The organism is Streptomyces peucetius (genome assembly GCF_025854275.1).
In the GTDB taxonomy this organism is placed as follows: Bacteria; Actinomycetota; Actinomycetes; order Streptomycetales; family Streptomycetaceae; genus Streptomyces; species Streptomyces peucetius_A.
In genome coordinates, this window is sequence record NZ_CP107567.1 from 1,694,633 (window position 1) to 1,718,941 (window position 24,309).

The 24,309-nt window shown below is 70.7% G+C and carries 25 protein-coding genes; 10 read left to right on the forward strand and 15 right to left on the reverse strand.

The genetic code is table 11. The annotated features are described in order from the left end of the window. The first annotated feature begins 25 nt into the window (after window positions 1-25). Window positions 26-562 (forward strand): YbhB/YbcL family Raf kinase inhibitor-like protein, encoded by a 537-nt coding sequence (locus OGH68_RS07780; RefSeq protein WP_264242591.1) that lies wholly within the window; start codon window positions 26-28, stop codon window positions 560-562. A 192-nt stretch (window positions 563-754) separates the two neighbouring features. Continuing rightward, a complete protein-coding gene (locus tag OGH68_RS07785) occupies window positions 755-1,264 on the forward strand; it encodes an HNH endonuclease (RefSeq protein WP_264242592.1) in 510 nt (169 codons plus the stop codon). Between the two features lie 50 nt (window positions 1,265-1,314). On the opposite strand, the gene OGH68_RS07790 is transcribed toward OGH68_RS07785, so the two are convergent. From OGH68_RS07790 to OGH68_RS07805, 4 genes are all read right to left on the reverse strand, one after another. Continuing rightward, on the reverse strand, window positions 1,315-2,088 hold the full coding sequence (locus OGH68_RS07790) for a sulfite exporter TauE/SafE family protein (RefSeq protein ID WP_264242593.1): 774 nt from the start codon (window positions 2,086-2,088) through the stop codon (window positions 1,315-1,317). Window positions 2,089-2,167: 79 nt separating this feature from the next. Next, window positions 2,168-3,136, reverse strand: coding sequence for an SPFH domain-containing protein (locus OGH68_RS07795; RefSeq protein ID WP_264242594.1), 969 nt, complete (start codon window positions 3,134-3,136; stop codon window positions 2,168-2,170). Between the two features lie 133 nt (window positions 3,137-3,269). Continuing rightward, entirely contained in the window at window positions 3,270-3,698 is a 429-nt protein-coding gene (locus tag OGH68_RS07800; protein ID WP_264242595.1) for an NfeD family protein, read from the reverse strand. A gap of 75 nt (window positions 3,699-3,773) precedes the next feature. Then, window positions 3,774-4,565 (reverse strand): ABC transporter ATP-binding protein, encoded by a 792-nt coding sequence (locus OGH68_RS07805; RefSeq protein WP_264242596.1) that lies wholly within the window; start codon window positions 4,563-4,565, stop codon window positions 3,774-3,776. Between the two features lie 156 nt (window positions 4,566-4,721). Between OGH68_RS07805 and OGH68_RS07810 the strand changes: the two genes are divergently transcribed. Then, window positions 4,722-5,522 (forward strand): hypothetical protein, encoded by an 801-nt coding sequence (locus OGH68_RS07810; protein WP_264242597.1) that lies wholly within the window; start codon window positions 4,722-4,724, stop codon window positions 5,520-5,522. A 217-nt stretch (window positions 5,523-5,739) separates the two neighbouring features. Here OGH68_RS07810 and OGH68_RS07815 read toward each other — a convergent pair whose 3' ends face one another. The 3 genes from OGH68_RS07815 to OGH68_RS07825 all read right to left on the reverse strand — a co-directional run bounded on the left by OGH68_RS07815 (window position 5,740) and on the right by OGH68_RS07825 (window position 7,939). Then, a complete protein-coding gene (locus tag OGH68_RS07815) occupies window positions 5,740-5,988 on the reverse strand; it encodes a chaplin (RefSeq protein ID WP_264242598.1) in 249 nt (82 codons plus the stop codon). Window positions 5,989-6,156: 168 nt separating this feature from the next. Then, a complete protein-coding gene (locus tag OGH68_RS07820) occupies window positions 6,157-6,801 on the reverse strand; it encodes a response regulator (protein WP_264242599.1) in 645 nt (214 codons plus the stop codon). Beyond that, window positions 6,794-7,939 (reverse strand): GAF domain-containing sensor histidine kinase, encoded by a 1,146-nt coding sequence (locus OGH68_RS07825; protein WP_264242600.1) that lies wholly within the window; start codon window positions 7,937-7,939, stop codon window positions 6,794-6,796. The genes OGH68_RS07820 and OGH68_RS07825 overlap by 8 nt, the downstream gene beginning before the upstream one ends. Before the next feature lie 184 nt (window positions 7,940-8,123). Here OGH68_RS07825 and OGH68_RS07830 point away from each other — a divergent pair, with 184 nt between their 5' ends. From OGH68_RS07830 to OGH68_RS07840, 3 genes are all read left to right on the forward strand, one after another. After that, window positions 8,124-8,819 (forward strand): SDR family NAD(P)-dependent oxidoreductase, encoded by a 696-nt coding sequence (locus OGH68_RS07830; RefSeq protein ID WP_264242601.1) that lies wholly within the window; start codon window positions 8,124-8,126, stop codon window positions 8,817-8,819. Next, entirely contained in the window at window positions 8,816-9,919 is a 1,104-nt protein-coding gene (locus tag OGH68_RS07835; RefSeq protein WP_264242602.1) for an S-adenosylmethionine:tRNA ribosyltransferase-isomerase, read from the forward strand. Before OGH68_RS07830 ends, OGH68_RS07835 begins: the two co-directional genes overlap by 4 nt. A gap of 262 nt (window positions 9,920-10,181) precedes the next feature. Continuing rightward, the gene (locus OGH68_RS07840) at window positions 10,182-10,931 is read left to right on the forward strand and encodes a transglycosylase SLT domain-containing protein (RefSeq protein WP_264242603.1); all 750 of its coding nucleotides are present in this window, start codon (window positions 10,182-10,184) and stop codon (window positions 10,929-10,931) included. A 112-nt stretch (window positions 10,932-11,043) separates the two neighbouring features. On the opposite strand, the gene OGH68_RS07845 is transcribed toward OGH68_RS07840, so the two are convergent. Beyond that, window positions 11,044-13,611 carry an FHA domain-containing protein gene (locus OGH68_RS07845; protein ID WP_264242604.1) on the reverse strand — a complete coding sequence of 856 codons (2,568 nt, stop codon included), beginning with the start codon at window positions 13,609-13,611 and terminating at the stop codon, window positions 11,044-11,046. 336 nt (window positions 13,612-13,947) lie between these two features. Between OGH68_RS07845 and serB the strand changes: the two genes are divergently transcribed. Beyond that, on the forward strand, window positions 13,948-15,174 hold the full coding sequence (gene serB / locus OGH68_RS07850; RefSeq protein WP_264242605.1) for a phosphoserine phosphatase SerB: 1,227 nt from the start codon (window positions 13,948-13,950) through the stop codon (window positions 15,172-15,174). Window positions 15,175-15,241: 67 nt separating this feature from the next. Here the strand turns inward: serB and OGH68_RS07855 are convergent, their stop codons facing one another. The 4 genes from OGH68_RS07855 to OGH68_RS07870 form a co-directional block, all read right to left on the reverse strand. Further along, window positions 15,242-15,793, reverse strand: coding sequence for a SixA phosphatase family protein (locus OGH68_RS07855; protein WP_264242606.1), 552 nt, complete (start codon window positions 15,791-15,793; stop codon window positions 15,242-15,244). Between the two features lie 73 nt (window positions 15,794-15,866). Beyond that, entirely contained in the window at window positions 15,867-16,076 is a 210-nt protein-coding gene (locus OGH68_RS07860) for a hypothetical protein (protein ID WP_264242607.1), read from the reverse strand. Window positions 16,077-16,487: 411 nt separating this feature from the next. Further along, window positions 16,488-16,604 carry an SGM_5486 family transporter-associated protein gene (locus OGH68_RS07865; protein ID WP_264242608.1) on the reverse strand — a complete coding sequence of 39 codons (117 nt, stop codon included), beginning with the start codon at window positions 16,602-16,604 and terminating at the stop codon, window positions 16,488-16,490. Window positions 16,605-16,608: 4 nt separating this feature from the next. After that, window positions 16,609-17,892, reverse strand: coding sequence for a CynX/NimT family MFS transporter (locus tag OGH68_RS07870; RefSeq protein WP_264242609.1), 1,284 nt, complete (start codon window positions 17,890-17,892; stop codon window positions 16,609-16,611). A gap of 99 nt (window positions 17,893-17,991) precedes the next feature. On the opposite strand from OGH68_RS07870, the gene OGH68_RS07875 reads away from it, so the two are divergent. Next, on the forward strand, window positions 17,992-18,678 hold the full coding sequence (locus tag OGH68_RS07875; protein WP_264242610.1) for a FadR/GntR family transcriptional regulator: 687 nt from the start codon (window positions 17,992-17,994) through the stop codon (window positions 18,676-18,678). Here OGH68_RS07875 and OGH68_RS07880 read toward each other — a convergent pair. The 3 genes from OGH68_RS07880 to fabG all read right to left on the reverse strand — a co-directional run bounded on the left by OGH68_RS07880 (window position 18,641) and on the right by fabG (window position 20,998). Further along, window positions 18,641-19,012 carry a hypothetical protein gene (locus OGH68_RS07880; RefSeq protein ID WP_413471091.1) on the reverse strand — a complete coding sequence of 124 codons (372 nt, stop codon included), beginning with the start codon at window positions 19,010-19,012 and terminating at the stop codon, window positions 18,641-18,643. The genes OGH68_RS07875 and OGH68_RS07880 overlap by 38 nt on opposite strands. Window positions 19,013-19,505: 493 nt before the next feature. Continuing rightward, window positions 19,506-20,273 carry an enoyl-ACP reductase FabI gene (gene fabI / locus OGH68_RS07885; RefSeq protein ID WP_264242612.1) on the reverse strand — a complete coding sequence of 256 codons (768 nt, stop codon included), beginning with the start codon at window positions 20,271-20,273 and terminating at the stop codon, window positions 19,506-19,508. Window positions 20,274-20,278: 5 nt separating this feature from the next. After that, the gene (gene fabG / locus OGH68_RS07890; protein ID WP_264242613.1) at window positions 20,279-20,998 is read right to left on the reverse strand and encodes a 3-oxoacyl-[acyl-carrier-protein] reductase; all 720 of its coding nucleotides are present in this window, start codon (window positions 20,996-20,998) and stop codon (window positions 20,279-20,281) included. Between the two features lie 344 nt (window positions 20,999-21,342). On the opposite strand from fabG, the gene OGH68_RS07895 reads away from it, so the two are divergent. Together OGH68_RS07895 and OGH68_RS07900 are read left to right on the forward strand one after the other, a co-directional pair. After that, window positions 21,343-22,866 carry a TldD/PmbA family protein gene (locus OGH68_RS07895; protein WP_264242614.1) on the forward strand — a complete coding sequence of 508 codons (1,524 nt, stop codon included), beginning with the start codon at window positions 21,343-21,345 and terminating at the stop codon, window positions 22,864-22,866. Next, entirely contained in the window at window positions 22,863-24,257 is a 1,395-nt protein-coding gene (locus OGH68_RS07900) for a metallopeptidase TldD-related protein (RefSeq protein ID WP_264242615.1), read from the forward strand. The genes OGH68_RS07895 and OGH68_RS07900 overlap by 4 nt, the downstream gene beginning before the upstream one ends. The last annotated feature ends 52 nt before the right edge of the window (window positions 24,258-24,309 follow it).

The following is a 24,309-nucleotide window of genomic DNA, read 5'->3' on the forward strand; positions in this document are numbered from 1 at the left end:
GGACGGCCGAATCGGAGGGTTTGACGTGACCGAGCTCCAGAGGGCTCCGCTTCCCCACGACTTTCATCCGGCGGTGCCTTCGTTCACCCTGGTGAGCGATGACATCGAGCCGGGGTCGGTGTTGCCGGACGCGCAGGTCCAGTCGGCGGGCAACACCTCGCCGCATCTGCGCTGGGAGGGTTTCCCGGCGGAGACCAAGAGCTTCGCCGTGACGTGCTTCGATCCCGACGCGCCGACCGGCAGCGGTTTCTGGCACTGGGTGCTCTTCGACATCCCCGCATCGGTGACGGAGCTCCCGGCGGGTGCGGGGACCGGAAAGTTCGAGGGGCTGCCCGACGGCGCGGTCCATGTCCGTAACGACTACGGGTCCAAGGACTTCGGCGGTGCCGCGCCGCCGGCCGGTGAGAAGCACCGCTATGTGTTCACCGTGTACGCGGTGGACAGCGAGAAGCTCGGGCCCGACGCCGATGTGTCACCGGCGGTCGTCGGCTTCAATCTGCGCTTCCACACGATTGCCCGGGCTCAGCTGATCGCCGAGTACGAGGCTCCCGCGCAGAGCTGAAAGTTCGCTTCACGTTTGCCCTGCCCTGGTCATGGAGAGATCAGGGCAGGGCAGTTTTGTTGCCGGGGGCCCTGGTGTCCTCCCCCGGCAAGGCACAGATATTGCGTTGTCCATCTCGGCGCGCCCGGCCAGAGTTGATCCAAGGCTGATGCCCGCCGACGGGGGCCGGGCCGGTGAACGGAGGTGGGCAGGATGCGGGACACACTGGTGCTCAATGCGAGCTTCGAGCCGCTGTCGACGGTGACACTCAACCGCGCGGTGGTGCTGGTGCTCCAGGACAAGGCCGTGGTCGAGCAGTCCCACCCGGCACTGCGGGTGCGTGCGGCGGCGGTGGATCTTCCGGTGCCCCGGGTGATCAGGCTCTGCCGGTACGTACGGGTGCCCTTCCGAAGACAGGCGCCGTGGTCGCGGCGGGGAGTTCTGGTGCGGGACCAGCACCGGTGCGCGTACTGCGGGCGGCGTGCCACGACGGTCGACCACGTGGTGCCGAAGTCGCGCGGTGGTGCCGACAGCTGGCTGAACACGGTGGCCTCGTGCGCGGAGGACAACCACCGCAAGGCGGACCGTACGCCGGAGCAGGCGGGTATGCCGCTGCTGCACGAGCCGTTCGTGCCGTCGCCGGCGGAGGCGATGCTGCTGGGGCTCAGGTCGGGCGAGCGCTCGGCGCTGCCGGACTGGCTGGCGGCGCAGCCCGCGGCGTAGTGGCGTGACGACGAGGCCCGCCCTTCCTTCCGGGGGCGGGCCTCGTCGTGTCAGCGCATGAGCAGCTGGACGATGGCGATGCTCCCGACGACGACGATGAAGGCGCGCAGCACGTCGGGCCTGAGCTTGCGGCCTATCCGGGCGCCGAACTGTCCGCCGAGGGCGGATCCGACGGCGATCAGCAGGACGGCTGTCCAGTCGAATTCGGCGACGAAGAGGAAGAACACGGCGGCGACACCGTTGACGACGGCGCCGAGGACGTTCTTGACGGCGTTCATGCGCTGGAGACTGTCGTCGAGCAGCAGTCCCATGAGGGAGAGGTAGAGGATGCCCTGGGCGGCGCCGAAGTAGCCGCCGTACGCGCTGGCGAGGAGCAGGCCGGTGTGGAGGGCGGGGCCGCCGTGCGGGTGCGGCTCGGTGCCCTGTGCCACGCGGCGGCGCTGTACGGCCCTGCCGAGCCGGGGCTGGAGGACGATGAGGATCAAGGCGAGGGCGATCAGCGCGGGGACGATCGTGTCGAAGGCGTCCGACGGCAGGGCGAGAAGCAGGACGGCGCCGGCCAGGCCGCCGAGGAGCGCGGTGACGCCGAGGCGCAGCACCCGGCCGCTCTGGCCACGCAGTTCGGCGCGGTAGCCGATGGCTCCACTGATGGAACCCGGTACGAGGCCGAGCGCGTTGGACACGTTCGCGGTGATCGGCGGCAGTCCGGTGGCGAGCAGCACCGGGAAGGTGATCAGAGTGCCGGAGCCCACGATGGTGTTGATGGTTCCGGCTCCCACGCCGGCCGCGAATACCGCCAGTGCTTCCCAGATGGACAACGCCATCTCCTTACATGTCCGTGAGTCACCTCCCCGCCGTCAAGGTCGAGGGGCCTCACCGATCATGCATGAAGGTGTGCGCGGGTCAGTCGATGGGGGGCTGCTCGCGTCGCTCGGTACCGTTGCCGTTGCCGTTGCCGCCGCCCTGCTTGGGTACGGTGCCGCCGCCCATGCCGGCCATGGGGTTGAAGTTGCCCATCGCTCCGCTGAGTCCCTTGAGGGCGTCGCCGATCTCGCTGGGGACGATCCAGAGCTTGTTGGCGTCGCCCTCCGCGATCTTCGGCAGCATCTGGAGGTACTGGTAGGCGAGGAGCTTCTGGTCGGCGTCGCCGGCGTGGATGGACTCGAAGACCGTACGGATGGCCTGCGCCTCGCCCTCGGCGCGGAGCGCGGCGGCCTTGGCCTCACCTTCGGCGCGCAGGATCGCCGACTGCTTCTCACCCTCGGCGGTGAGGATCTGCGACTGCCGGATGCCTTCGGCAGTGAGGATCGCGGCGCGCTTGTCGCGGTCCGCGCGCATCTGCTTCTCCATCGAGTCCTGGATGGAGGTGGGCGGCTCGATGGCCTTGAGCTCGACACGGTTGACACGGATGCCCCACTTGCCGGTCGCCTCGTCGAGGACGCCGCGGAGGGCCGCGTTGATCTCCTCGCGGGAGGTCAGGGTCCGCTCGAGGTCCATACCTCCGATGATGTTGCGCAGGGTGGTGACGGTGAGCTGCTCGATGGCCTGGATGTAGCTGGCGACCTCGTAGGTCGCGGCGCGGGCGTCGGTCACCTGGTAGTAGATGACGGTGTCGATGTTCACGACCAGGTTGTCCTGGGTGATCACCGGCTGGGGCGGGAAGGGGACGACCTGCTCGCGGAGGTCGATGCGGTTGCGGATGGAGTCGATGAACGGGACGACGATGTTCAGGCCCGCGTTGAGGGTGCGGGTGTAGCGTCCGAAGCGCTCGACGATGGCGGCGCTGGCCTGTGGGATGACCTGGATCGTCTTGATCAGGGCGATGAAGACCAGCACCACCAGAATGATCAGGACGATGATGATCGGTTGCATCGCGTTCCCTGTGCCCTTCGCTGCCGGATGATTCTGATGATCAGTTTCCCAGAACACGGGCCGGGGTGTGGCCAGTTCGGCCCCTTCGGCCGGTTCGGCCCCTTCGGCCCGGACGGGACCGGGTGGCCGCGCCTCACATCACCACGGCGGTGGCCCCGTCGATCTCGACGACGTCGACCTGCTGGCCCTCTTCGAAGGCCATGGCCGTGTCGAAGGCGCGGGCCGACCAGATCTCACCGGCCAGCTTGATACGGCCGCCGTTGCCGTCGACCCTCTCGAGCACGACCGCCTGACGTCCCTTCAGGGCGTCGACACCGCTGGCGAACCGGGGGTTCTGGGATCTGTGCCGCATCGCGATGGGGCGTACGACGGCGATGAGCGCCACGGACACCGCAGCGAACACGAGGACTTGGGCCACCGTGCCACCGCCGACCGCCGCGACGACGGCCGCTGCCACCGCCCCTGCGGAGAACATTCCGAATTCCGGCATGGCGGTCAGCACGAGCGGAATGCCCAGTCCGACCGCGCCGATCAGCCACCACACCCATGCGTCGATGTCCACATGGGCATGGTAGGGCGGCCGGAGGCGGTCGGGACAGGGGGCGCGAGGGCTCACCCGGCCGAGTCCCGGGGGAGTTCAGCCGAGCGGGAGGCCCTGGGCGGACCAGCGCTCGCCGCTGCGCTCGACGACGAGCGGCAGTCCGAAGCAGAGCGACAGGTTGCGCGACGTCAGTTCGGTCTCCATCGGGCCGGCGGCGAGCACCTTGCCCTGGCGGATCATCAGGACGTGCGTGAAGCCGGGTGCGATCTCCTCGACATGGTGCGTCACCATGATCATGGAGGGGGCGTACGGATCACGGGCGAGCCGGCCGAGCCGGCGGACCAAATCCTCACGGCCACCGAGATCGAGGCCGGCGGCGGGCTCGTCGAGGAGGAGGAGCTCGGGGTCGGTCATCATGGCGCGGGCGATCAGCGTGCGCTTGCGCTCGCCCTCCGAGAGGGTGCCGAACCTGCGGTCGAGGTACTCGGTCATACCGAGGCGGTCGAGGAAGGCGCGGGCGCGCTGCTCGTCCACCTCGTCGTAGTCCTCGTGCCAGGTGGCGGTCATGCCGTAGGCGGCGGTGAGGACCGTCTCCAGCACGGTCTGGCGCTTGGGCAGCTTCTCGGCCATGGCGATGCCGGCCATGCCGATGCGGGGCCGCAGCTCGAAGACGTCGACGCCGCCGAGGCGCTCGCCGAGGACCCGGACCTTGCCGGTCGTCGGGAACAGGTAGCTGGAGGCGAGGTTGAGCAGGGTGGTCTTGCCGGCGCCGTTCGGGCCGAGGATGACCCAGCGCTCACCCTCCTTGACCGACCAGGAGACATCGTCCACCAGAGCACGTCCGTCGCGGACCACGGATACGTCCACCAGCTCCAGTACATCGCTCATGAGCGCGTAGTCTCCCCATGCAGTCGTCTTGAGGTGTTCGGGTGCGATTCGGGTTCTTTTGTGCACCCTGGCGCACCTGTGGGCACACCACCCAGGGAAAACCTACGCCACCGGGTGAGTGCTCCGGTCGCCCGGTCCGGTCCCTAGGCTGGTGCCATGCTTTCGGAACCACGCTCAGGGCGACTGGCCGCCTGGGGAAATGCCCTTCTTGCCGGACTTGTGTCGCCCGACGACGCCGTGCACGCCATCGTCGGTGACGACGCGGTGCACCGTGTCGAGGGCCTGCCGCAGGAAACGGCACCGGTCGGTCTCACGCTGGCACTGGGGCGTCTGCGGGCGCTCGGCGTCACCGGCTACCGGGTGGCGCTCCCCGCCGCGGGCCACCCCTTGGGACTCAGCGGGCCGCCGGAGTTCAACGCCCGGGCGCTCGAGGCGGAGGAGGCGGTCGTCTCGACGGGCGCGGCGTACGGGCTGGTGCCAGAGGTGTACGAGGCGGGCCCGGCCGGCGACCTTCATGTGGAGGTCGTATGGCACTGCCTGCCGGTGCGCGAGGCCCCGCCCGCGGACGTGCCGTCGCTCGGCGAGGCGGAGCGCGAGCTCGCGGAGGCGCTGCGGGACGCGACGGCGGCACTGACGCGGCTCGACGTCGCGGCGTCCGGCCCGGTCGCGGAGGCGGCGCTCGACGCGTACCGGGCGCGGGCGGAACGGGGCTCGGCGACGGAGACCCTGGCCCCGGGGTACCCACCGCGTGCGGTGCGGGTCCTGGAGCTGGCGCAGCGGATCGGTGTGCTGATCTCCCTGGCGTACGAGAACGGCCACGGGGGTGCGGTGAGCGCGTCGGAGATGGCGGCGCGGGTGGAGGCGCTGCGGCCGGTGGAACGGGTGGCACGGAGGGCGCAGGTGGCGGCGTACAACGCGTGCGTGGAGGAGCGGGAGCGTGAGCGGGGTGGCGGCTGACGGGTCCGCTGCGCGGAGCCTGTCCCCTCCCCGCCCCTTCCCGGAACCGGGGCAGGCCCCGGGCCCCGTACCGCGCTTCGCGCGGTGCCATCCATCGCCGGGCGGGCTGGATTTCGCTCCGCGAAATCAGCGTCGCCGGCGACTGAGGCGCGGGGGTCCGGGGGCAGAGCCCCAGGTTCGGGAGGGGGCGGGTAGGGGAAAACGCCCGCCGCAGGCGTCAGGCGTTGATGCCGCCGTTGCCGAACGCCGGGTTCAGCAGGCCGATCACGTTCACCGTGTTGCCCACGACGTTCACCGGCACGTGGACCGGGGCCTGAACCAGGTTTCCGGACAGGACGCCCGGGGAGTGCACGGCCTCACCGTGGGCGTGGGCGCCGCCGGTGGTGGCCGAGGCGACGCCCGATCCCGCGGCGACGAGGCCGCCGGCGATCATGGTCAGGGCTGCGGCCTTCTTCAGGTTCTTCACTTCTTCATTCCTCCTGGCACTCGCTGCGGCCGGCCGCCGCAGCACGCCATGGAGAACGCCCACGAGTCGATCAGGATGCGCCGTGTGGGTTACATACACCCGACAGTATGAATCTCGGACCGGAGTCTGACGCTCCGTACAACCCCCGGCCCCGCCCCGGTCGGGCGGTCATCGCGTCATCCCGTGCCTCACCGCCCACAGCGCCGCCTGCGTCCGGTCCGCCAGGTCGAGCTTCATCAGGATGTTCGAGACGTGCGTCTTGACCGTCTTCTCCGACAGGACCAGCGCCCGCGCGATCTCCCGGTTGGAGCGTCCGTCCGCGATGAGCGCGAGCACCTCACGCTCCCGTTCCGTCAGGCTGCCGCCGCGGCCCGTGCCGCTGCCCGGGTCGTCGTCGGCCAGCAGGGCGCCGGCGATCTCCTGCTGGAGCAGGACATGGCCCGCGTGCACGGAACGGATCGCGCCGGCCAGCGCGTCCGGGTCGACGTCCTTGTACACGTACCCGGAGGCGCCGGCGCGCAGGGCGGGGACCACGGTGCGCTGTTCGGTGAAGCTGGTCACGATGAGGACCTTGGCCGGGTTGGCCAGCTCCCTCAGCTTGCGCAGGGCCTCGATCCCGTCCATACCCGGCATCTTGACGTCCATGAGGACGACGTCCGGCCGCAGTTCCTCGGTGAGGGCGACGCCCTCTGCGCCGTCGCCCGCCTCGCCGACGACCTCTATGTCGTCCTGGACCTCCAGGAACGTACGCAGGCCGCGCCGCACCACCTGATGGTCGTCGACCAGCAGGACACGGATCCTCTTGTCAGCCACCGGGGACCTCCATCTCGACCGTGGTGCCCTTGCCGGGCTCCGATTCGACCTTCAGCCTGCCGCCCACACCGCTCGCCCTGTCCCGCATGGAGACCAGTCCCAGGTGCCGTCCCGCCCTGCGCACCGCTCTCGGCTCGAAGCCCTTGCCGTTGTCGGTGACGGAGAGGACCGCGCCCTGGCCGCGGCGGACCAGCGCCACGTCCACCTCTGCCGCACCGGAGTGGCGCAGCGCGTTGTGCAGGGCCTCCTGGGCGACTCTCAGCAGCGCCTCCTCCTGCGGGGCGGGCAGGGCCCGGATTCCGCAGGTGTCGAAGGTGACACGGGCGCTGTGGGCGCGGTCGAGGACCTGGATCTGGGTACGGAGGGTGTTGATCAGACCGTCCTCGTCGAGTGCGGCGGGGCGCAGTTCGACCACGGCGGCGCGCAGCTCGTCCGCGGCTTCCGCCGCGAGCTGCGCCACCTGCTGGAGTTCCCTCTTGGCCCGGTCCGGGTCGCGGTCCACGAGGGCCGCGGCCGCCTGCGCGGTCAGCCGCAGCGAGAACAGCTTCTGGCTCACGGCGTCGTGCAGTTCGTGGGCGAGGCGGGAGCGCTCCTCCGCGATGGTGAGCTCGCGGCTGCGCTCGTACAGGCGGGCGTTGGTGAGGGCGATCGCGGCGTGCTGGGCGAGGATGCCCAGCAGCTCCTCGTCCTCCTCGGTGAAGCCGCAGCCGCCCTGTGGCCTGGGGCACCTCTTGTTGGCGAGGAACAGGGCGCCCATGATCTCGTCGCCGTCCTTGACGGGCAGGCCGAGGAAGTCCGACATGTCGGGGTGGGCGGCGGGCCAGCCCTCGAACCGCGGGTCCGTGCGGACGTCGGCGAGCCGCTCGGGCTTCGCGTCGCGGAGCATCGAGGCCAGGATGCCGTGCTGGCGGGGCAGCGGGCCGATCGCCTTCCACTGGGCGTCGCTGACGCCGTCGACGACGAACTGCGCGAAGCCTCCGTGGTCGTCCGGCACGCCCAGCGCCGCGTACTCGGCGTCGAGGAGCTCGCGGGCCGAGGCCACGATCGTCTTGAGCACGTCGCGCACCTCGAGATGTCTGCTCATCGCGAGGAGGGCGGTGCTCACAGCGGCGAGGCCGGAGCCGGGTCGGTGACTCATGCCACTCACCGTACCGGCGGGGTGTGACGGTCCGTATGGGCCCGGGGACCGCACCCGACCAGGACCACGGACGTAGGTCGAAGTGCCTTGCCCGGTGGGGCCTCGGGCACGAGGCGGCGGACGGCGGCCCGTTCCTACGTTGGGTCCGTCCACGGAGGCGGCACACCACAAGGGGATGGGCATCATGCCGGTAGCAGTGATCACTGGGGCGTCGAAGGGGCTGGGCCGGGCGCTGGCGGAGGCTCTGGCGGAGCAGGGCTGGGACCTGGTGCTGGGCGCCAGGGGCGCGGACGCACTGAAGGAGAGCGCCGAGAACGCAGGACGCCACGGGACGCGCGTCGTGGCGGTGCCGGGGGACGTCACGGACGCCGGGCACCGCACCGGGCTGGTGGCCGCCGCGGGGCGGCTGGGCGGCCTGGACCTGCTGGTGAACAACGCGAGCGCGCTGGGCGCCGAGCCGCTGGTGCGGCTCGACGTGCTGCCGGTGGCGGGGCTGCGGGCGGCGCTGGAGACCAACGTGGTCGCGGCGCTCGGCCTCGTCCAGGAGGCGCTGCCCCTGTTGCGGCAGTCGCCGGCGTGTGCGGTGGTGGCGGTCAGTTCGGACGCTGCGGCGGAGGCGTACGAGACGTGGGGCGGCTATGGGGCCTCCAAGGCGGCGCTCGACCATCTCGCCGCCGTGCTCGCGGTCGAGGAGCCCCGACTGCGGGTGTGGAGCGTCGATCCGGGCGACATGCAGACGGACCTGTATGCGGCGGCGGTGCCGGACGACACGGATCCGCGCCCGTCGCCCGAGTCCGTGGTGCCCGGCTTCCTGCGACTGGTCGAGGAGCGGCCGGCCAGCGGCCGGTACGCGGCTCCCGCGCTGCTGGAGACCCGATGAGGGCGGGGGCGGACGCCGTGACGGACCTGGAGGCGCTGCGCGTGCCGGACGAGCTGTCGGCCCGCACGCCGGCCGAGCAGCGGGGCGCGGGGCGTGACGACGTGCGGCTGCTGGTCTCGCGGGGAAGTGAGGTGTCGCACCGGTGCTTCCGGGAGCTGCCGGGTCTGCTGCGGGCCGGTGACGTCCTGGTCGTGAACACGTCGGCCACCCTGGCCGCCGCCGTCGACGGGCGGATCGCCGGCGAGGCGGTGGTGGTGCACTTCTCGACCCGCGGTGAGAAGGGCCGCTGGGCGGTGGAGCTGCGCCGCCCCGACGGCTCCGGCAGCACGGCGCCGCGGGCGGGCGGTCCGGCGGGGGCCGCCGTACGGCTGCCCGGCGGCGGCGTGCTGGTGCTCGAGGAGCCGCTGGCACCGGGTGCGGACCGACTGTGGTGGGCTTCGGTGTCCGTGGACGTACCGAGGCTGCTGCGACGGCACGGCAGGCCGATCCGGTACGGGTACACGGCGCGGGACCAGCCCCTGTCCGCGTACCAGACGGTCTTCGCGCTCCCCTCCCCCGACGGCTCGGGATCGGCGGAGATGCCGAGCGCCGCCCGTCCGTTCACCGCGCGGGTGGTGGCGGAGCTGGTGAGCCGGGGGGTGCAGTTCGCCCCGCTCGTCCTTCATACGGGGGTGGCGTCGGCGGAGGCACACGAGCCGCCGTACCCGGAGCGGTTCGACGTCCCGGCGGCCACGGCGTGGCTGGTGAACGCGGCACGTGCCGCGGGGGGCCGGATCGTGGCGGTCGGCACGACGGCCGTGCGGGCCCTGGAGTCGGCCGCCGACGCCGACGGCGTGGTCCGGCCCGCCGCCGGTTGGACGGACCTGGTCGTGACGCCGCGGCGCGGGGTGCGGGCGGTGGACGGTCTGCTGACCGGCCTGCACGAGCCCGAGGCGTCACACCTGCTGATGCTGGAGGCGATCACCGGCCGGCCTGCGCTGACCTGCGCGTACGCCGAGGCGTTGGAGCACCGCTACCTCTGGCACGAGTTCGGCGACGTCCACCTCGTCCTTCCGGCGGAGAACCCTCACACACAGGATTGCTCGCGCAACACTTGGTGAGCCCGTTTCCCGGCCGATGTGAGCCCGCGCATAGGGCGCAGATCACTTACGAAACTCTTTAGTTGATACAAAAGGGGCATCCTGCCACGGACAGCACAGGCTAATCCGGACATTGGGAACATGTGATCCACTACCGCGGATCGTACGTCACACCTTTGCCACGAGATTTTGCGGCAGCTAAGAATTGCCGACGTCGCTTCCGAACAGCGCAGAGCCGAACCGGCCTGGAGCGACTTTCCGCTATTCGAAGAGGTACGTCTGTATGTCCGCGTTCATCACCCCTGAGATCCGACGACGACTCAAGAACCGCAAGACCGCCGTCGCCGGTGTCGCCGCCGTCGCCGCCACCACGGTCGCGCTCTCGCTCGCCCCCTCGGGCGACGCCGAGGCCGGCGTGAAGACCGAGGCCGCCGCCTCGGCCCCGGTGGCCTGGAAGGCCGACGCCCAGAAGACCGCCGCTCTGCACGAGAGCATCACCAGCCAGAAGTCCGCCTTCGAGGCCCAGCTCGAGGCCACCAAGGCGAAGGCCGAGGCGAAGGCGAAGGCCGAGGCGAAGGCCGAGGCGAAGGCGAAGGCCGAGAAGAAGGCCGCCGCCGAGAAGAAGGCCGCCGCGAAGGCCGCTGCCGAGAAGCGCGCCAAGGAGCAGGCCGCCAGCCGCGCCGCCGAGCGCAAGCCGGCGAAGGTGACCTACCCGAACAACCTGGACGGGTGGATCCGCGAGGCCATGGCGATCATGAAGAAGCACGACATCCCCGGCAGCTACGAGGGCATCCACCGCAACATCATGCGGGAGTCCTCCGGCAACCCGCGGGCCATCAACAACTGGGACATCAACGCCATCAACGGTGTCCCCTCGAAGGGTCTGCTCCAGGTCATCAAGCCGACCTTCGACGCCTACCACGTCCCCGGCACGTCCTGGGACCAGTACGACCCGGTCGCCAACATCGTCGCCGCCTGCAACTACGCGGCCGACCGCTACGGCTCCATGGACAACGTGAACAGCGCCTACTGAGGCACCGACACGCCGAGCCGGCAGCGCAGCCGGCGGACATCCACAGACACTGAAGGGCGCACCCTGTGCGGGGTGCGCCCTTCGGCGTCGTGCCTGAGCGGCGTGAGGTGCGTTACTTGCGCATGACCTCGGGCTCGTGGCGGCGCAGGAAGCGGGCGACCAGGAACCCGCACAGGGCGCCGAGCGCGAGCAGCGCGCCCATGTCGAGGAGCCAGGCCCCTGCGTCGTGGTCCCACAGCGGGTCGGTGCTCGTCGGGTCGTCCGTGTTCGGGTTGATCTTGTTGAAGTCCAGCGTCGTTCCGGCGGCGGCGACCGCCCAGCGCGACGGCATCAGGTACGAGAACTCGTTGACGCCGACCGTGCCGTGCAGGATGAACAGACAGCCGGTGAACACGACCTGGATGATCGCGAACATGACCAGCAGCGGCATGGTCTTCTCCGCCGTCTTCACCAGGGCGGAGATGATCAGGCCGAACATCATCGACGTGAAGCCGAGGGCCATGATCGGCAGCGAGAGCTCGAGCATGACCGCCCCGCCGAGGACCAGGCCCTCGCTGGGCAGCTCGCGGGTGGCGAAGCCGATGGCTCCCACCAGACCGCCCTGGATCACCGTGATCATGCCCAGGACGATGACCTTGGACATCAGATACGCGGAGCGTGACAGGCCGGTCGCCCGCTCCCGCTCGTAGATCACGCGTTCCTTGATCAGCTCACGGACGGAGTTGGCCGCGCCCGCGAAGCAGGCGCCGACCGCGAGGATCAGCAGCACCGTGGTGGCCGTGCCGTTCGGGATGATCCGGCCGGTCTGCGCGTTCTGGTTGACGAGCAGGCCCTTGTCCGGGTCGATGAGCAGGCTCACCGCACCGAGCACCGCGGGCAGGATCAGCATCAGGGCCATGAAGCCCTTGTCGGAGATGATCACCGAGATGTAGCGGCGCATCAGGGTGAACAGCTGGGAGCCCCAGCTCTGCGGCTTCGGCGGCCGCATCTGCTGGGCCGACGGCATGTTCACCGACTGCGGGGCGACGGCGTCGATGTCCGCGGCGTACATCTGGTAGTGCTGCGAACCGCGCCAGCGGCCCGCCCAGTCGTAGTCGCGGTAGTTCTCGAAGGCGGAAAAGACATCGGCCCACGTGCTGTAGCCGAAGAAGTTGAGCGCCTCCTCCGGCGGACCGAAGTACGCCACGGACCCGCCGGGCGCCATGACCAGCAGCTTGTCGCACAGCCCCAGCTCCGCCACCGAGTGGGTGACGACGAGAACCGTGCGGCCGTCGTCGGCCAAGCCGCGCAGCAGCTGCATGACGTCGCGGTCCATGCCCGGGTCGAGGCCGGAGGTCGGCTCGTCCAGGAAGATCAGCGACGGCTTGGTCAGCAGCTCCAGGGCGACGGACACGCGCTTGCGCTGACCGCCGGAGAGCGAGGTGACCTTCTTGTCCTTGTGGATGTCGAGCTTGAGCTCGCGCAGCACCTCGTCGATACGGGCCTCGCGCTCGGCCTCGGCGGTGTCACCGGGGAAGCGGAGCTTGGCCGCGTACTTCAGCGCCTTACGGACGGTGAGCTCCTTGTGCAGGATGTCGTCCTGCGGGACCAGACCGATGCGCTGACGCAGTTCGGCGAACTGCTTGTACAGGCTGCGGTTGTCGTAGAGCACGTCGCCCTGGTTGGCGGGCCGGTAGCCGGTGAGCGCCTTCAGCAGGGTGGACTTTCCGGAGCCGGACGGGCCGATGACACCGATCAGCGACTTCTCCGGGACTCCGAAGGAGACGTCCCGCAGGATCTGCTTGCCGCCGTCGACGGTGACCGTGAGGTGACGGGCGGAGAAGGAGACCTCACCGGTGTCGACGAACTCCTCGAGCTGCCCGCCGACGATACGGAAGGTGGAGTGACCGACGCCGACGATGTCGCTCGGGCCGATGAGGACCGTGCCGGACTTGGCGATCGGCTGGCCGTTGACATAGGTGCCGTTGTGGGAGCCCAGGTCACGGATCTCGAAGCGGCCGTCGGGGTGCGCGGTGAACTCGGCGTGGTGGCGCGAGACCTGCAGGTCGGAGACGACCAGCTCGTTCTCCAGCGCACGGCCGATGCGCATGACGCGGCCGAGGGCCACCTGGTGGAAGGTCGTCGGGCTGCGGTCGCCGTGGACCGGCCCGGCCCCCTGGGCCGGCTGCATGCCCTGCTGGTGCGGGATCTGCGGCTGCGGCGGCTGCTGCGGCTGCTGCCAGCCCTGCTGGGCGGCGGCCTGCGGCGGCTGCTGGGCGGGCGTCTGCGGCCAGCCCTGCTGCTGCGGCTGCTGGACCGGAGCCTGCGCGGCCTGCGCGGCGGCCTGCTGCGGGGCGCCCTGGGCGTAGGCGCCGGCCGCGGCGCCCGCGGGGGCGCCGGCGCCGGTCAGACCGAGGCGGGGACCGTCGGTGGCGTTCCCCAGGTGCACCGCCGTACCGGCACCGATCTCCATCTGATGGATCCGCTGGCCCTGCACATACGTGCCGTTGGTGCTGCCGTGATCCTCGATGACCCAACTGCGCCCGCCCCAGCTGATCGTGGCGTGCCGCCACGAGACCCTGGCGTCGTCGATCACCACATCTCCCTGGGGATCACGCCCCAGGGTGTACGACCTGGACGGATCGAGCGTCCAGGTCCTTCCGTTCAATTCCAGTACGAGTTCCGGCACTCCATGCCCCACTAGTTGTCCCCCGAGCTTCCCCCGTCGCCGGGAGTCTAGGGAAGGCGAACATCGTGGGGAACTATTTCAGGCCCGGCCTCGTATCCGAAAGTCGGGCCGTGTGAAGACCTCGTTCGGTACCGAGTTGGGACGTTCGCCGACGGACGCGGACATGGCGCGGCGCCGACGGGCATCCACGAACGGCGGACGGATCATGCGTGACCCGAATGACCACGCCATTCCGGTCGCAGCCGCCCCGGGCGCGGGTGCCGCCGGGCCAGACCGGTGCCGCGCCGGTGTCCGCCAGGCGGGACAGGACCTCTCGTCCCGCCCGTCGCCCGATACGGTGGTAACACCATGAGCGCATCGCAGCCCCCTCCCAACGCCGACGTCCCCACCCTTCTCGTCAAGATCTTCGGGAAGGACCGCCCGGGCATCACCGCCGGTCTCTTCGACACCCTCGCCGCGTACGCCGTCGACGTCGTCGACATCGAGCAGGTCGTCTCCCGGGGCCGGCTCGTGCTGTGCGCGCTCGTCACCGCGCCGACCGCCGGCGGGGCCACCGAGGGTGAACTGCGCGCCACCGTGCACAGCTGGGCCGAGTCCCTCAAACTGCAGGCCGAGATCATCTCCGGCACGGGTGACAACCGGCCGCGCGGCAGCGGACGTTCCCACGTCACGGTGCTCGGGCACCCACTCACCGCGGAGTCCACGGCGGCCATAGCGGCCACCATCGCCGGCACCGGGGGCAACATCGACCGCATCTTCCGGCTCGCGAAGTACCCCGTCACCGCCGTGGAGTTCGCCGTGTCGGGCGTCGAGACCGAGCCGCTGCGGACCGCACTGGCCCTGGAGGCCTCCGAGATCGGCGTCGATGTCGCCGTCGTCTCCGCCGGACTGCACCGGCGGGCGCAGCGCCTCGTCGTCATGGACGTGGACTCCACCCTCATCCAGGACGAGGTCATCGAGCTCTTCGCGGCACACGCCGGCTGCGAGGACCGGGTCGCGGAGGTCACCGCCGCGGCCATGCGCGGCGAGCTGGACTTCGAGCAGTCGCTGCACGCACGCGTGGCGCTGCTCGAGGGCCTCGACGCCTCCGTCGTGGACAAGGTCCGCACGGAAGTACGGCTCACTCCGGGCGCCCGCACCCTGATCCGCACGCTGAAGCGGCTCGGCTACCAAGTGGGCGTCGTGTCCGGCGGCTTCACCCAGGTCACCGACGACCTGAAGGACCGGCTCGGGCTCGATTTCGCGTCGGCGAACACCCTCGAGATCAAGGACGGGAAGCTCACCGGCCGGGTCGTCGGCGAAATCGTGGACCGCGCGGGCAAGGCCCGGCTGCTGCGCCGGTTCGCCGACGAGGCGGGGGTTCCGCTCGCCCAGACGGTCGCGATCGGCGACGGGGCGAACGACCTCGACATGCTGAACGCCGCGGGCCTCGGCGTCGCGTTCAACGCCAAGCCCGTCGTACGCAAGGCGGCGCACACCGCGGTGAACGTGCCCTTCCTCGACACGGTGCTGTACCTGCTGGGCATCACCCGCGAAGAGGTCGAGGCGGCCGACGACGGCACCGGCGAGCACTGACACCGCCTCGCACGTGAGCGGCCCCCGGCCCCCGGCTGTGCCGGGGGCCGCTCACGTGTCGTGACCGTCACTCGTGAGGGGTCCAGTAGTCCAGCAGCCTCCCCACTCCGTGCTCCACGGACTTCCACGGCCCGCTGAAGGACACCACGGCGAACGCCGAGGTCGGGAAGCCGTCGCGGGTCATACGGGCCAGCGCGTCACCCTCGGTGCTGCCCGCGAGGGCGTCCGCCAGTGCGTGCACACCGGGGTTGTGGCCGATGACCAGCAGATCGTTCACGTCGTCGGGGGTCTCCGCCAGCAGGGCGAGCAGATCACCGAGAGTGGCCTCGTACAGCCGGTCCTCGTAGACCGTCTTCGGGCGGTGCGGCAGCTCGTGCACCGCGAGCTTCCATGTCTCGCGGGTCCTGGCCGCGGTCGAGCACAGGGCCAGGTCGAAGTCGATACCGGTCTCGGCCAGACGGCGTCCGGCCACCGGAGCGTCCTTGCGGCCGCGCTCCGCGAGCGGGCGCTCGTGGTCGGACACCTGGGGCCAGTCGGCCTTCGCGTGCCGGAGGAGAACAATCCTGCGGGTTTCGGGAGATCCGGGGGGTGTCCCCCCGGAAGACACAGCGGCGCTCATGCAACCCAGCTTCGCATGAAATGAGCCAGCGGGCGCAGGGTGTTGACGTGCTCCGCCATGACGAGTGACCCCGTCAACGGACCAGCGCCCGATGGACGAGCCGGAAGAACTCGGCGACGCCCGGATCGTCACCGGCCGCCGCGTGCGCCTGGCCGGGACCGGCGATCAGCATGAGCAGCGCGCAGAAGGCGATCACCGGGAGCGCCAGCGCCCACCAGGGCAGCCGGACCACGCCGACGCCCGGGACGGGGGCCGAGGAGCGGGGGTGCGTGTGGGCCGGCATGGCCGTCTCCGTAGGTCTGAGGTCGAGTACCTCAAACGTACGGATCATGAACGGGGCGGCCCATCCGGCGAGCCACCCACTTCACCCTGACCCTGACCCCCTAGGGGTGGTGGTGCTGGCACCACCTTTTTGGGGGCTCGGTTCACCTCCGGGGCGCTTTGTGCGGGTGTCGACGGTCGATCATGCTCGGTCCCTCGTTCCTCGGGACCTCCGCGTGTTCTCCCTTTCGGCACCCGCGCGCCCCTTCGGCTCACTCGCCGCACGGTGACGGCCCGACCGTGTGCACAACCCGTGGGGCGAAGCCCGGTCGCCCATGCGAAACCACGGGCAGGCCGGTCCTGGGGCGCCGCCGGGCAGGTCCGGTCCGGGTCGGCGGGGCGGCGTCACAGTGCCGCCCGGTCGCGGTCGTTGTTACGGCGCGGCGATGGTGGCGATGACGGAGATGACCACGCCGATGAGGAGAATCAGGCCGAAGATCCCGAGGAGCTTCTTCTGACCGTTCTGGGGGTTCGGGTCGAGCACAGGCATGGGTTCAGTCTCGCATCCCGGTCTCGTCCTCGATCGTCCGGTCCCTGCCCGCGAGGAGGCCCACGCCGATCTGCGGCAGGAGCAGGGCCGCCATCAGCGCGAGCGGCAGGTCCCAGCCGCCGCTGTGCTGGTACAGCACGCCCACCAGCAGCGGCCCGGGGATGGAGATCAGGTAGCCGGTCGACTGGGCGAACGCGGAGAGCCTCACGACGCCTGCTCCCGTCCTCGACCGCATGCCGATCATGGTGAGGGCCAGCGGGAACGAGCAGTTGGAGACGCCCAGCAGCAATGCCCACGCCCAGGCCCCGGCCGCCGGTGCCAGCTGGAGGCCCAGGTAGCCGGTGAGTCCGCACAGTCCGAGTGCGACGACGATCGGCCCCTGCTGCTTCATACGGGTCGCGAGCCTGGGGATCACGAAGGCCAGCGGCACGCCCATCACCATGGTGACGGCCAGCAGCACGCCCGCCGTCCCGGCGGAGACGCCCGCGTCGCGGAAGATCTGCGGCATCCAGCCCATGGTGATGTACGCGCCGGTCGCCTGGAGTCCGAAGAAGCAGGCCAGGGCCCAGGCGGTCGGGCTACGGGTGATGCGCGGCGCGGCGGTCGGCTCCCCCGCACCGGCCGCCTTGTCCGGCGTCGGCGCCGCGTCCTTGCGGTCGCGTACCAGCCCGAGCCAGGGCAGTACGGCGACGGCGGCGAGCACGGCCCACACCGCGAGGCCGGCCCGCCAGCTGCCGCCCAGCGCGCTGGTGAGCGGGACGGTCGCCGCGGCGGCCAGCGACGTGCCGAGGGCCAGGGCCATGGAGTAGAGGCCGGTCATGGAGCCGACCCGGTCGGGGAAGTACCGCTTGACGATCACGGGGATCAGCACGTTGCTGACGGCGATGCCCATGAGGGCGAGGGCACTCGCGGCAAGGAAGCCGGCCGTGCCGCCGGCGAAGGGCCGTACGGCCAGGCCGGTCGCGATGGCCGCCATTCCGGCGCAGACGACGGCGCCGGGCCCGAAACGGCGGGCGAGCCGGGGCGCGGCGATGCCGAAGACGGCGAAGCACAGCGGCGGCACGGAGGTGAGCAGCCCGGCCACGCTGCCGCTCATGTGCAGCCCGGTGCGGGCCTCTTCTAGCAGCGCTCCGAGGCTGGTGATGGCGGGGCGCAGGTTGAGCGCGGCCAGCACGAGGCCCACGACGACGAACCGGGTGGCCCAGACCGAGGTCCGGCGGGCGGCAGAATCCTGGGCGGCAGGGGCCGTTTCTGCGGGGCTCAGCGGGGTGCGGGTCTCGTCGGGCATTGGCCCATCATAGAATCATGGGATGATTGGTTGTCCAATCCCGTACGACTCCGGCGGCCTGCCGGGCGTCGGGGCGGACGCCCCACGACAAGGAGCACCATGGCGCTGTCCTCTCCCCGGCGTTCCGCGCTCTCCGACCAGGTGATCGCGCAGCTGCGGAATCAGATCACCTCGGGCGAGTGGCCGGTCGGATCACGGATCCCGACGGAACCGGAGCTGGTCGAGCAGCTCGGTGTCGCCCGCAACACCGTCCGCGAGGCGGTGCGCGCCCTCGCCCACAACGGGCTCCTCGACATCCGGCAGGGCTCGGGCACATATGTCCTGGCCACCAGCGAGCTGGCGGGTGTCATGCACCGCCGGTTCGCCGACGCGGATCCCCGGCACATCGCCGAACTGCGCTCCACACTCGAGTCGTCGGCGGCCCGGCTGGCCGCGGAGCGGCGCACGGAGCGCGACCTCAGGCAGCTGGACACGCTGCTGGCCAGGCGCGAGAAGGCATGGGAGTCGGGCGTCACGGAGGAGTTCGTCGCGGCCGACGCGACGTTTCACCTCGCCGTGGTCGCCGCCTCGCACAACGAGGTGCTGACCGGGCTGTACGCCGACCTGGGCGATCTGCTGCGGGACTGGCTGCGCGAGGACATCGGCGAGGAGCTGCGCCCGGAGAACCACATGGACCACGGGCGGATGGTGGAGGCGATCCGCGCGGGCGACGGCGACGCCGCGGCCTCGGAGGCGGCCGGCTATCCGTTCATGTGCCTGCGTCGGCCCGCTGCGGCTGGTGACTGACCCAGGCCGAACGGATCTCCTTCCAGCAACGGCCGGTCAACTCCCCGTACTCGGCGGGGCGGAGAAGGACGGGCGCGGTGTCCGCGTCCACGTCCCACCAGCGGTCGCATTCGACGTGCAGACGGACCCGGTCGGCGGCGGGATACGGGTTGTGGCAGTAGGCGGTGACACGGGAGCCCTCGACGACGGTGCTGCACTGCGCCCGGTAGTCCGGCGCCGGTGCCGGCCGGGGATCCTGCGTCTCCTGACGAAGCTGGAGGGTGGCGAGGGGGATGGCCCCCAGGAGGACCGTCGCGGCGGCCAGTACGGAGGCGTTGCGCCATGTCGTACGCACGAGCAGGACCTCCTCGGCCGGGCTGCGGCGCGCGCGCCGCAACAGCACCACAAGGAAGATTTGCTCCTCCAGCATCGCCGTCCCGGGGTCCGGCCGCCCACGCACTGGGCCGAACGGGGGACGCCCCGCCCACCGCCGGCGGCGGTCGACGGGGCGTCCCCGGCGTGCATTCGTGCTGGTCAGGCACCCATGATGTGGACGCCGCCGTGGGACGGGCGGCCCACCCGGGACTGCGCAGACGACAGGGCTCGCCCAGTGGGCGAGTGAGCCCAAGGGGCGCGCGGGTGCCGAAAGGGAGAACACGCCAAGATCCCGAGGAACGAGGGACCGAACGGACATCCGGGCTCGCCCAGTGGGCGAGTGAGCCGAAGGGGCGCGCGGGTGCCGAAAGGGAGAACACGCGGAGGTCCTGAGGAACGAGGGACCGAGCATGATCGACCGTCGACACCCGCACAAAGCGCCCCGGAGGCGAACCGAGCCCCAAAAGGACGGATCAGGCACCCATGATGTGGACGCCGCCGTCGACGTGGACGATCTCGCCGGTGGTCTTCGGGAAGAAGTCCGAGAGCAGCGCGACGACACCGCGGCCGGCCGGCTCCGGGTCGGTCATGTCCCACTGGAGCGGGGAGCGCTCGTCCCACACCTTCGCCAGGTCGGTGAAGCCGGGGATGGACTTGGCGGCCATCGAGCTGAGGGGACCGGCCGAGATCAGGTTGCAGCGCACGTTCTGCTTGCCCAGGTCACGGGCCAGGTAGCGGCTCGTGGCCTCGAGCGCGGCCTTGGCGGGGCCCATCCAGTCGTACTGCGGCCAGGCGAACTGCGCGTCGAAGGTCAGACCCACGACCGAGCCGCCGTTCTGCATCAGCGGCAGGCACGCCATGGTCAGCGACTTCAGCGAGAACGCCGAGACGTGCATCGCGGTCGCCACCGACTCGAAGGGCGTGTGGAGGAAGTTGCCGCCGAGGGCGTCCTGCGGGGCGAAGCCGATGGAGTGGACGACGCCGTCGAGACCGCCGAGCTCCTCGCGTACGACGTCCTCGACGCGTGCCAGGTGCTCGTCGTTGGTGACGTCGAGTTCGATGACCTTCGCGGGCCTGGGCAGCTTCTTGGCGATGCGCTCGGTCAGGGTGGGCCGCGGGAAGGCGGTCAGGATGACCTCCGCGCCCTGCTCCTGGGCCACCTTCGCGGTGTGGAAGGCGATGGAGGACTCCATCAGCACACCGGTGATCAGGACGCGCTTGCCTTCGAGGATTCCGCTCATGTCGTTCAGTGACCCATGCCCAATCCGCCGTCAACGGGGATGACGGCTCCAGTGATGTACGAGGCGTCGTCGGAGGCGAGGAAGCGCACGGCGGCGGCGATCTCCTCCGGCTTCGCGTACCGGCCGAGCGGCACCTGCGAGACGATGCCCGCGCGCTGCTCGTCGGTGAGCACCTGGGTCATGTCGGTGTCGACAAAACCGGGTGCGACGACGTTGAAGGTGATGTTCCGCGAGCCCAGCTCACGTGCCAGGGAGCGGGCGAAGCCCACGAGGCCGGCCTTGGAGGCGGCGTAGTTGGCCTGCCCGGCCGAGCCCAGCAGCCCGACGACGGAGGAGATCAGCACGACGCGGCCCTTCTTGGCGCGCAGCATGCCGCGGTTGGCTCGCTTGACGACCCGGAAGGTGCCGGTGAGGTTGGTGTCGAGGACGGAGGTGAAGTCGTCCTCCGACATGCGCATCAGGAGCTGGTCCTTGGTGATGCCGGCGTTGGCGACCAGCACCTCCACGTTGCCGTGCTTCTCCTCGATCTCCTTGTAGGCCTGCTCCACCTGCTCGGCGTCGGTGATGTCGCACCGGACGGGCAGGCAGCCGGCCTCGAGGAGCTCGGCGGGCGGCTCGCCGGAGCGGTAGGTGATGGCGACCTTGTCACCGTTGGCGGCGAAAACCCGGGCGATGGCGAGGCCGATGCCCCGGTTTCCTCCGGTGACGAGAACCGAGCGGCTCAACGGATCACCCTTTCACTAGCTGTCCGAAGCGCCTGAAGGCCAGGCGACCACACCGAAAACCTATCGGTCCGCCCGGCCCCACGAGGAATCGGTCCCTGACAGCGCCGCGAACCCGACCCTGTCGGGTCCCTACAGAAACCCCCGGTCCAGCCGGCCGGAACGCTCGCGGTCGACGGGCGGTCGGCACGGACGTCGCGGCGGTCTTCGGCCGGATGCTCCCCTGCGGCGGTTGACGGTTCGGATATCGGGAGATCCCGGCCGGTGCGACATGATTCACTGCCGCAGAACCCCGTACAGGGCGAGTGACAGTGCGAGTGACAGTGAAGTGAAGGGAAGGGCCGTCCGTGCCCCACGACATCGATCAGACGTTCACGGCGCTGCCGCTGCGGGCGCTCGCCGACGCGGCGCTCGCGCGGGCCCGTGCGCTCGGTGCGGAGCATGCCGACTTCCGGCTGGAGCGGGTGCGCAGTGCGGCCTGGCGCCTGCGGGACGCCAAGCCCGCCGGTTCCTCCGACACCACGGACCTCGGGTACGCGGTGCGGGTGGTGCACAGCGGGGCGTGGGGTTTCGCGTCCGGGGTGGATCTGTCCATGGACGCCGCGGCCCGGGTCGCGGGTCAGGCGGTCGCCATGGCGAAGCTGTCGGCGAAGGTGATCGCGGCGGCGGGCAGCGACGAGAGGGTGGAGCTGGCGGACGAGCCGGTGCACGCGGAGCGGACGTGGGTCTCGTCGTACGAGATCGACCCGTTCCAGGTGCCCGACGGGGACAAGACCGCGCTGCTCGCCGACTTCAGCGACCGGCTGCTGCGGGCGGACGGCGTGGCGCATGTCGACGCTTCACTGCTCACCGTCCACGAGAACAAGTTCTACGCGGACACGGCGGGGACGGTCACCACGCAGCAGCGGGTACGGCTGCATCCGCAGCTCACCGCTGTCGCCGTGGACGACACCAGCGGCGAGTTCGACTCGATGCGCACGATCGCGCCGCCGGTCGGCCGCGGCTGGGAGTATCTGACCGGCACGGGCTGGGACTGGGACTCGGAGCTGGAGCAGATCCCGGCGCTGCTCGCGGAGAAGATGCGCGCGCCGAGCGTCGAGTCCGGGCGTTACGACCTGGTGGTCGACCCGTCGAACCTGTGGCTGACGATCCACGAGTCGATCGGCCACGCCACCGAGCTCGACCGGGCCCTCGGCTACGAGGCGGCGTACGCGGGGACGTCGTTCGCGACCTTCGACCAGCTGGGGAAGCTGGCGTACGGCTCGTCGGTGATGAACGTGACCGGTGACCGCACCGCCGAGCACGGGCTGGCGACGATCGGCTACGACGACGAGGGTGTCGAGGCGCAGAGCTGGGACCTGGTGAAGGACGGCACGCTGGTCGGCTACCAGCTGGACCGGCGGATCGCGAAGCTGACGGGCCTCGGCCGTTCCAACGGCTGCGCCTACGCCGACTCCCCCGCGCATGTGCCGGTGCAGCGGATGGCGAACGTGTCGCTGCGGCCGGACCCGGGCGGGCTGTCGACGGAGGACCTGATCGGCGGGGTCGAGCGCGGGATCTATGTGGTCGGTGACCGCTCCTGGTCGATCGACATGCAGCGGTACAACTTCCAGTTCACGGGCCAGCGGTTCTTCCGTATCGAGAACGGCCGGCTGGCCGGGCAGCTGCGGGACGTCGCGTACCAGGCGACGACGACCGAGTTCTGGGGCTCGATGGAGCAGGTCGGCGGCCCGCAGACATATGTCCTCGGCGGCGCCTTCAACTGCGGCAAGGCGCAGCCGGGCCAGGTCGCCTCGGTCTCGCACGGCTGCCCCTCCGCCCTCTTCAGGGGCGTCAACATTCTGAACACGACTCAGGAGGCCGGTCGATGAGCCCCCGGACCAGCAAGCCCCACGAGATCGTCGAGCGGGCGCTCGAGCTGTCCACCGCCGACGGCTGTGTCGTCATCGCCGACGAGCAGTCCTCCGCCAATCTGCGCTGGGCCGGCAACGCGCTGACCACCAACGGCGTCACCCGGGGCCGTACCCTCACCGTGATCGCGACCGTCGACGGCTCCCAGGGCACCGCGTCGGGTGTGGTGTCCCGTTCCGCGGTGACCGCCGACGACATCGAGCCGCTGGTGCGGGCCGCAGAAGCGGCGGCGCGCGGCGCCGGGCCGGCGGAGGACGCCCAGCCGCTGGTGGAGGGCACCCCGGCGTCCCCCGGCTTCGCGGACGCCCCGGCGGAGACGACCTCCGCCGTGTTCGCGGACTTCGCCCCGGCGCTCGGCGAGGCGTTCGCCCGGGCCCGGGCGGGCGGCCGCGAGCTGTACGGCTTCGCCAACCACGAGATGACCTCCACCTACATCGGCACCTCCACGGGCCTGCGGCTGCGGCACGACCAGCCGAACGGCACCCTCGAGCTGAACGCCAAGTCCCCGGACCGTACGCGCTCGGCCTGGGCGGGCATCTCGACCCGGGACTTCAACGACGTCGACCCGGCCGCGATGGACGCCGACCTGGCGCGGCGCCTGGGCTGGGCGGGGCGCCGAATCGAGCTGCCCGCCGGCCGGTACGAGACGCTGCTGCCGCCGACCGCGGTGGCCGACCTGCTGGTGTACCAGATGTGGTCGTCCGCGGCCCGGGACGCGGCGGAGGGCCGTACCGTCTTCTCCAAGCCCGGTGGCGGCACCCGCGTCGGCGAGACACTGTCCCCGCTGCCGCTGACGCTGCGCAGCGACCCGCACGAGCCGGGTCTCGAGTCGGCCCCGTTCGTGATCGCGCACTCCTCCGGCGACGACGCGTCCGTCTTCGACAACGGCCTGCCGATCACGCCGACGGACTGGGTGCGCGACGGGAAGCTGGAGCATCTGGTCACCACCCGGCACTCCGCCGGTCTGACCGGCCTGCCGGTGGCACCGGGCGCGGGGAACCTGATCCTGGACGGCGGCGGTGAGCGCTCGCTGGAGGAGATGGTGGCCGGCACCGCACGGGGTCTGCTGCTGACGTGCCTCTGGTACATCCGTGAGGTGGATCCGGCGACGCTGCTGCTGACCGGCCTGACCAGGGACGGCGTCTATCTCGTGGAGAACGGGGAGGTCGTCGGCGAGGTGAACAACTTCCGTTTCAACGAGTCGCCCGTCGACCTGCTCACGAGGGCCTCCGAGGCCGGGCGGACCGAGAGGACGCTGCCGCGCGAATGGGGCGACTGGTTCACCCGGGCCGCGATGCCCGCGCTGCGGGTGCCGCATTTCAATATGAGTTCGGTCAGCCAGGGCGTATAACCTCGTACACGTTCCATGGCACTTTCACATGAAGCTTTCGAGCACGTGAAGC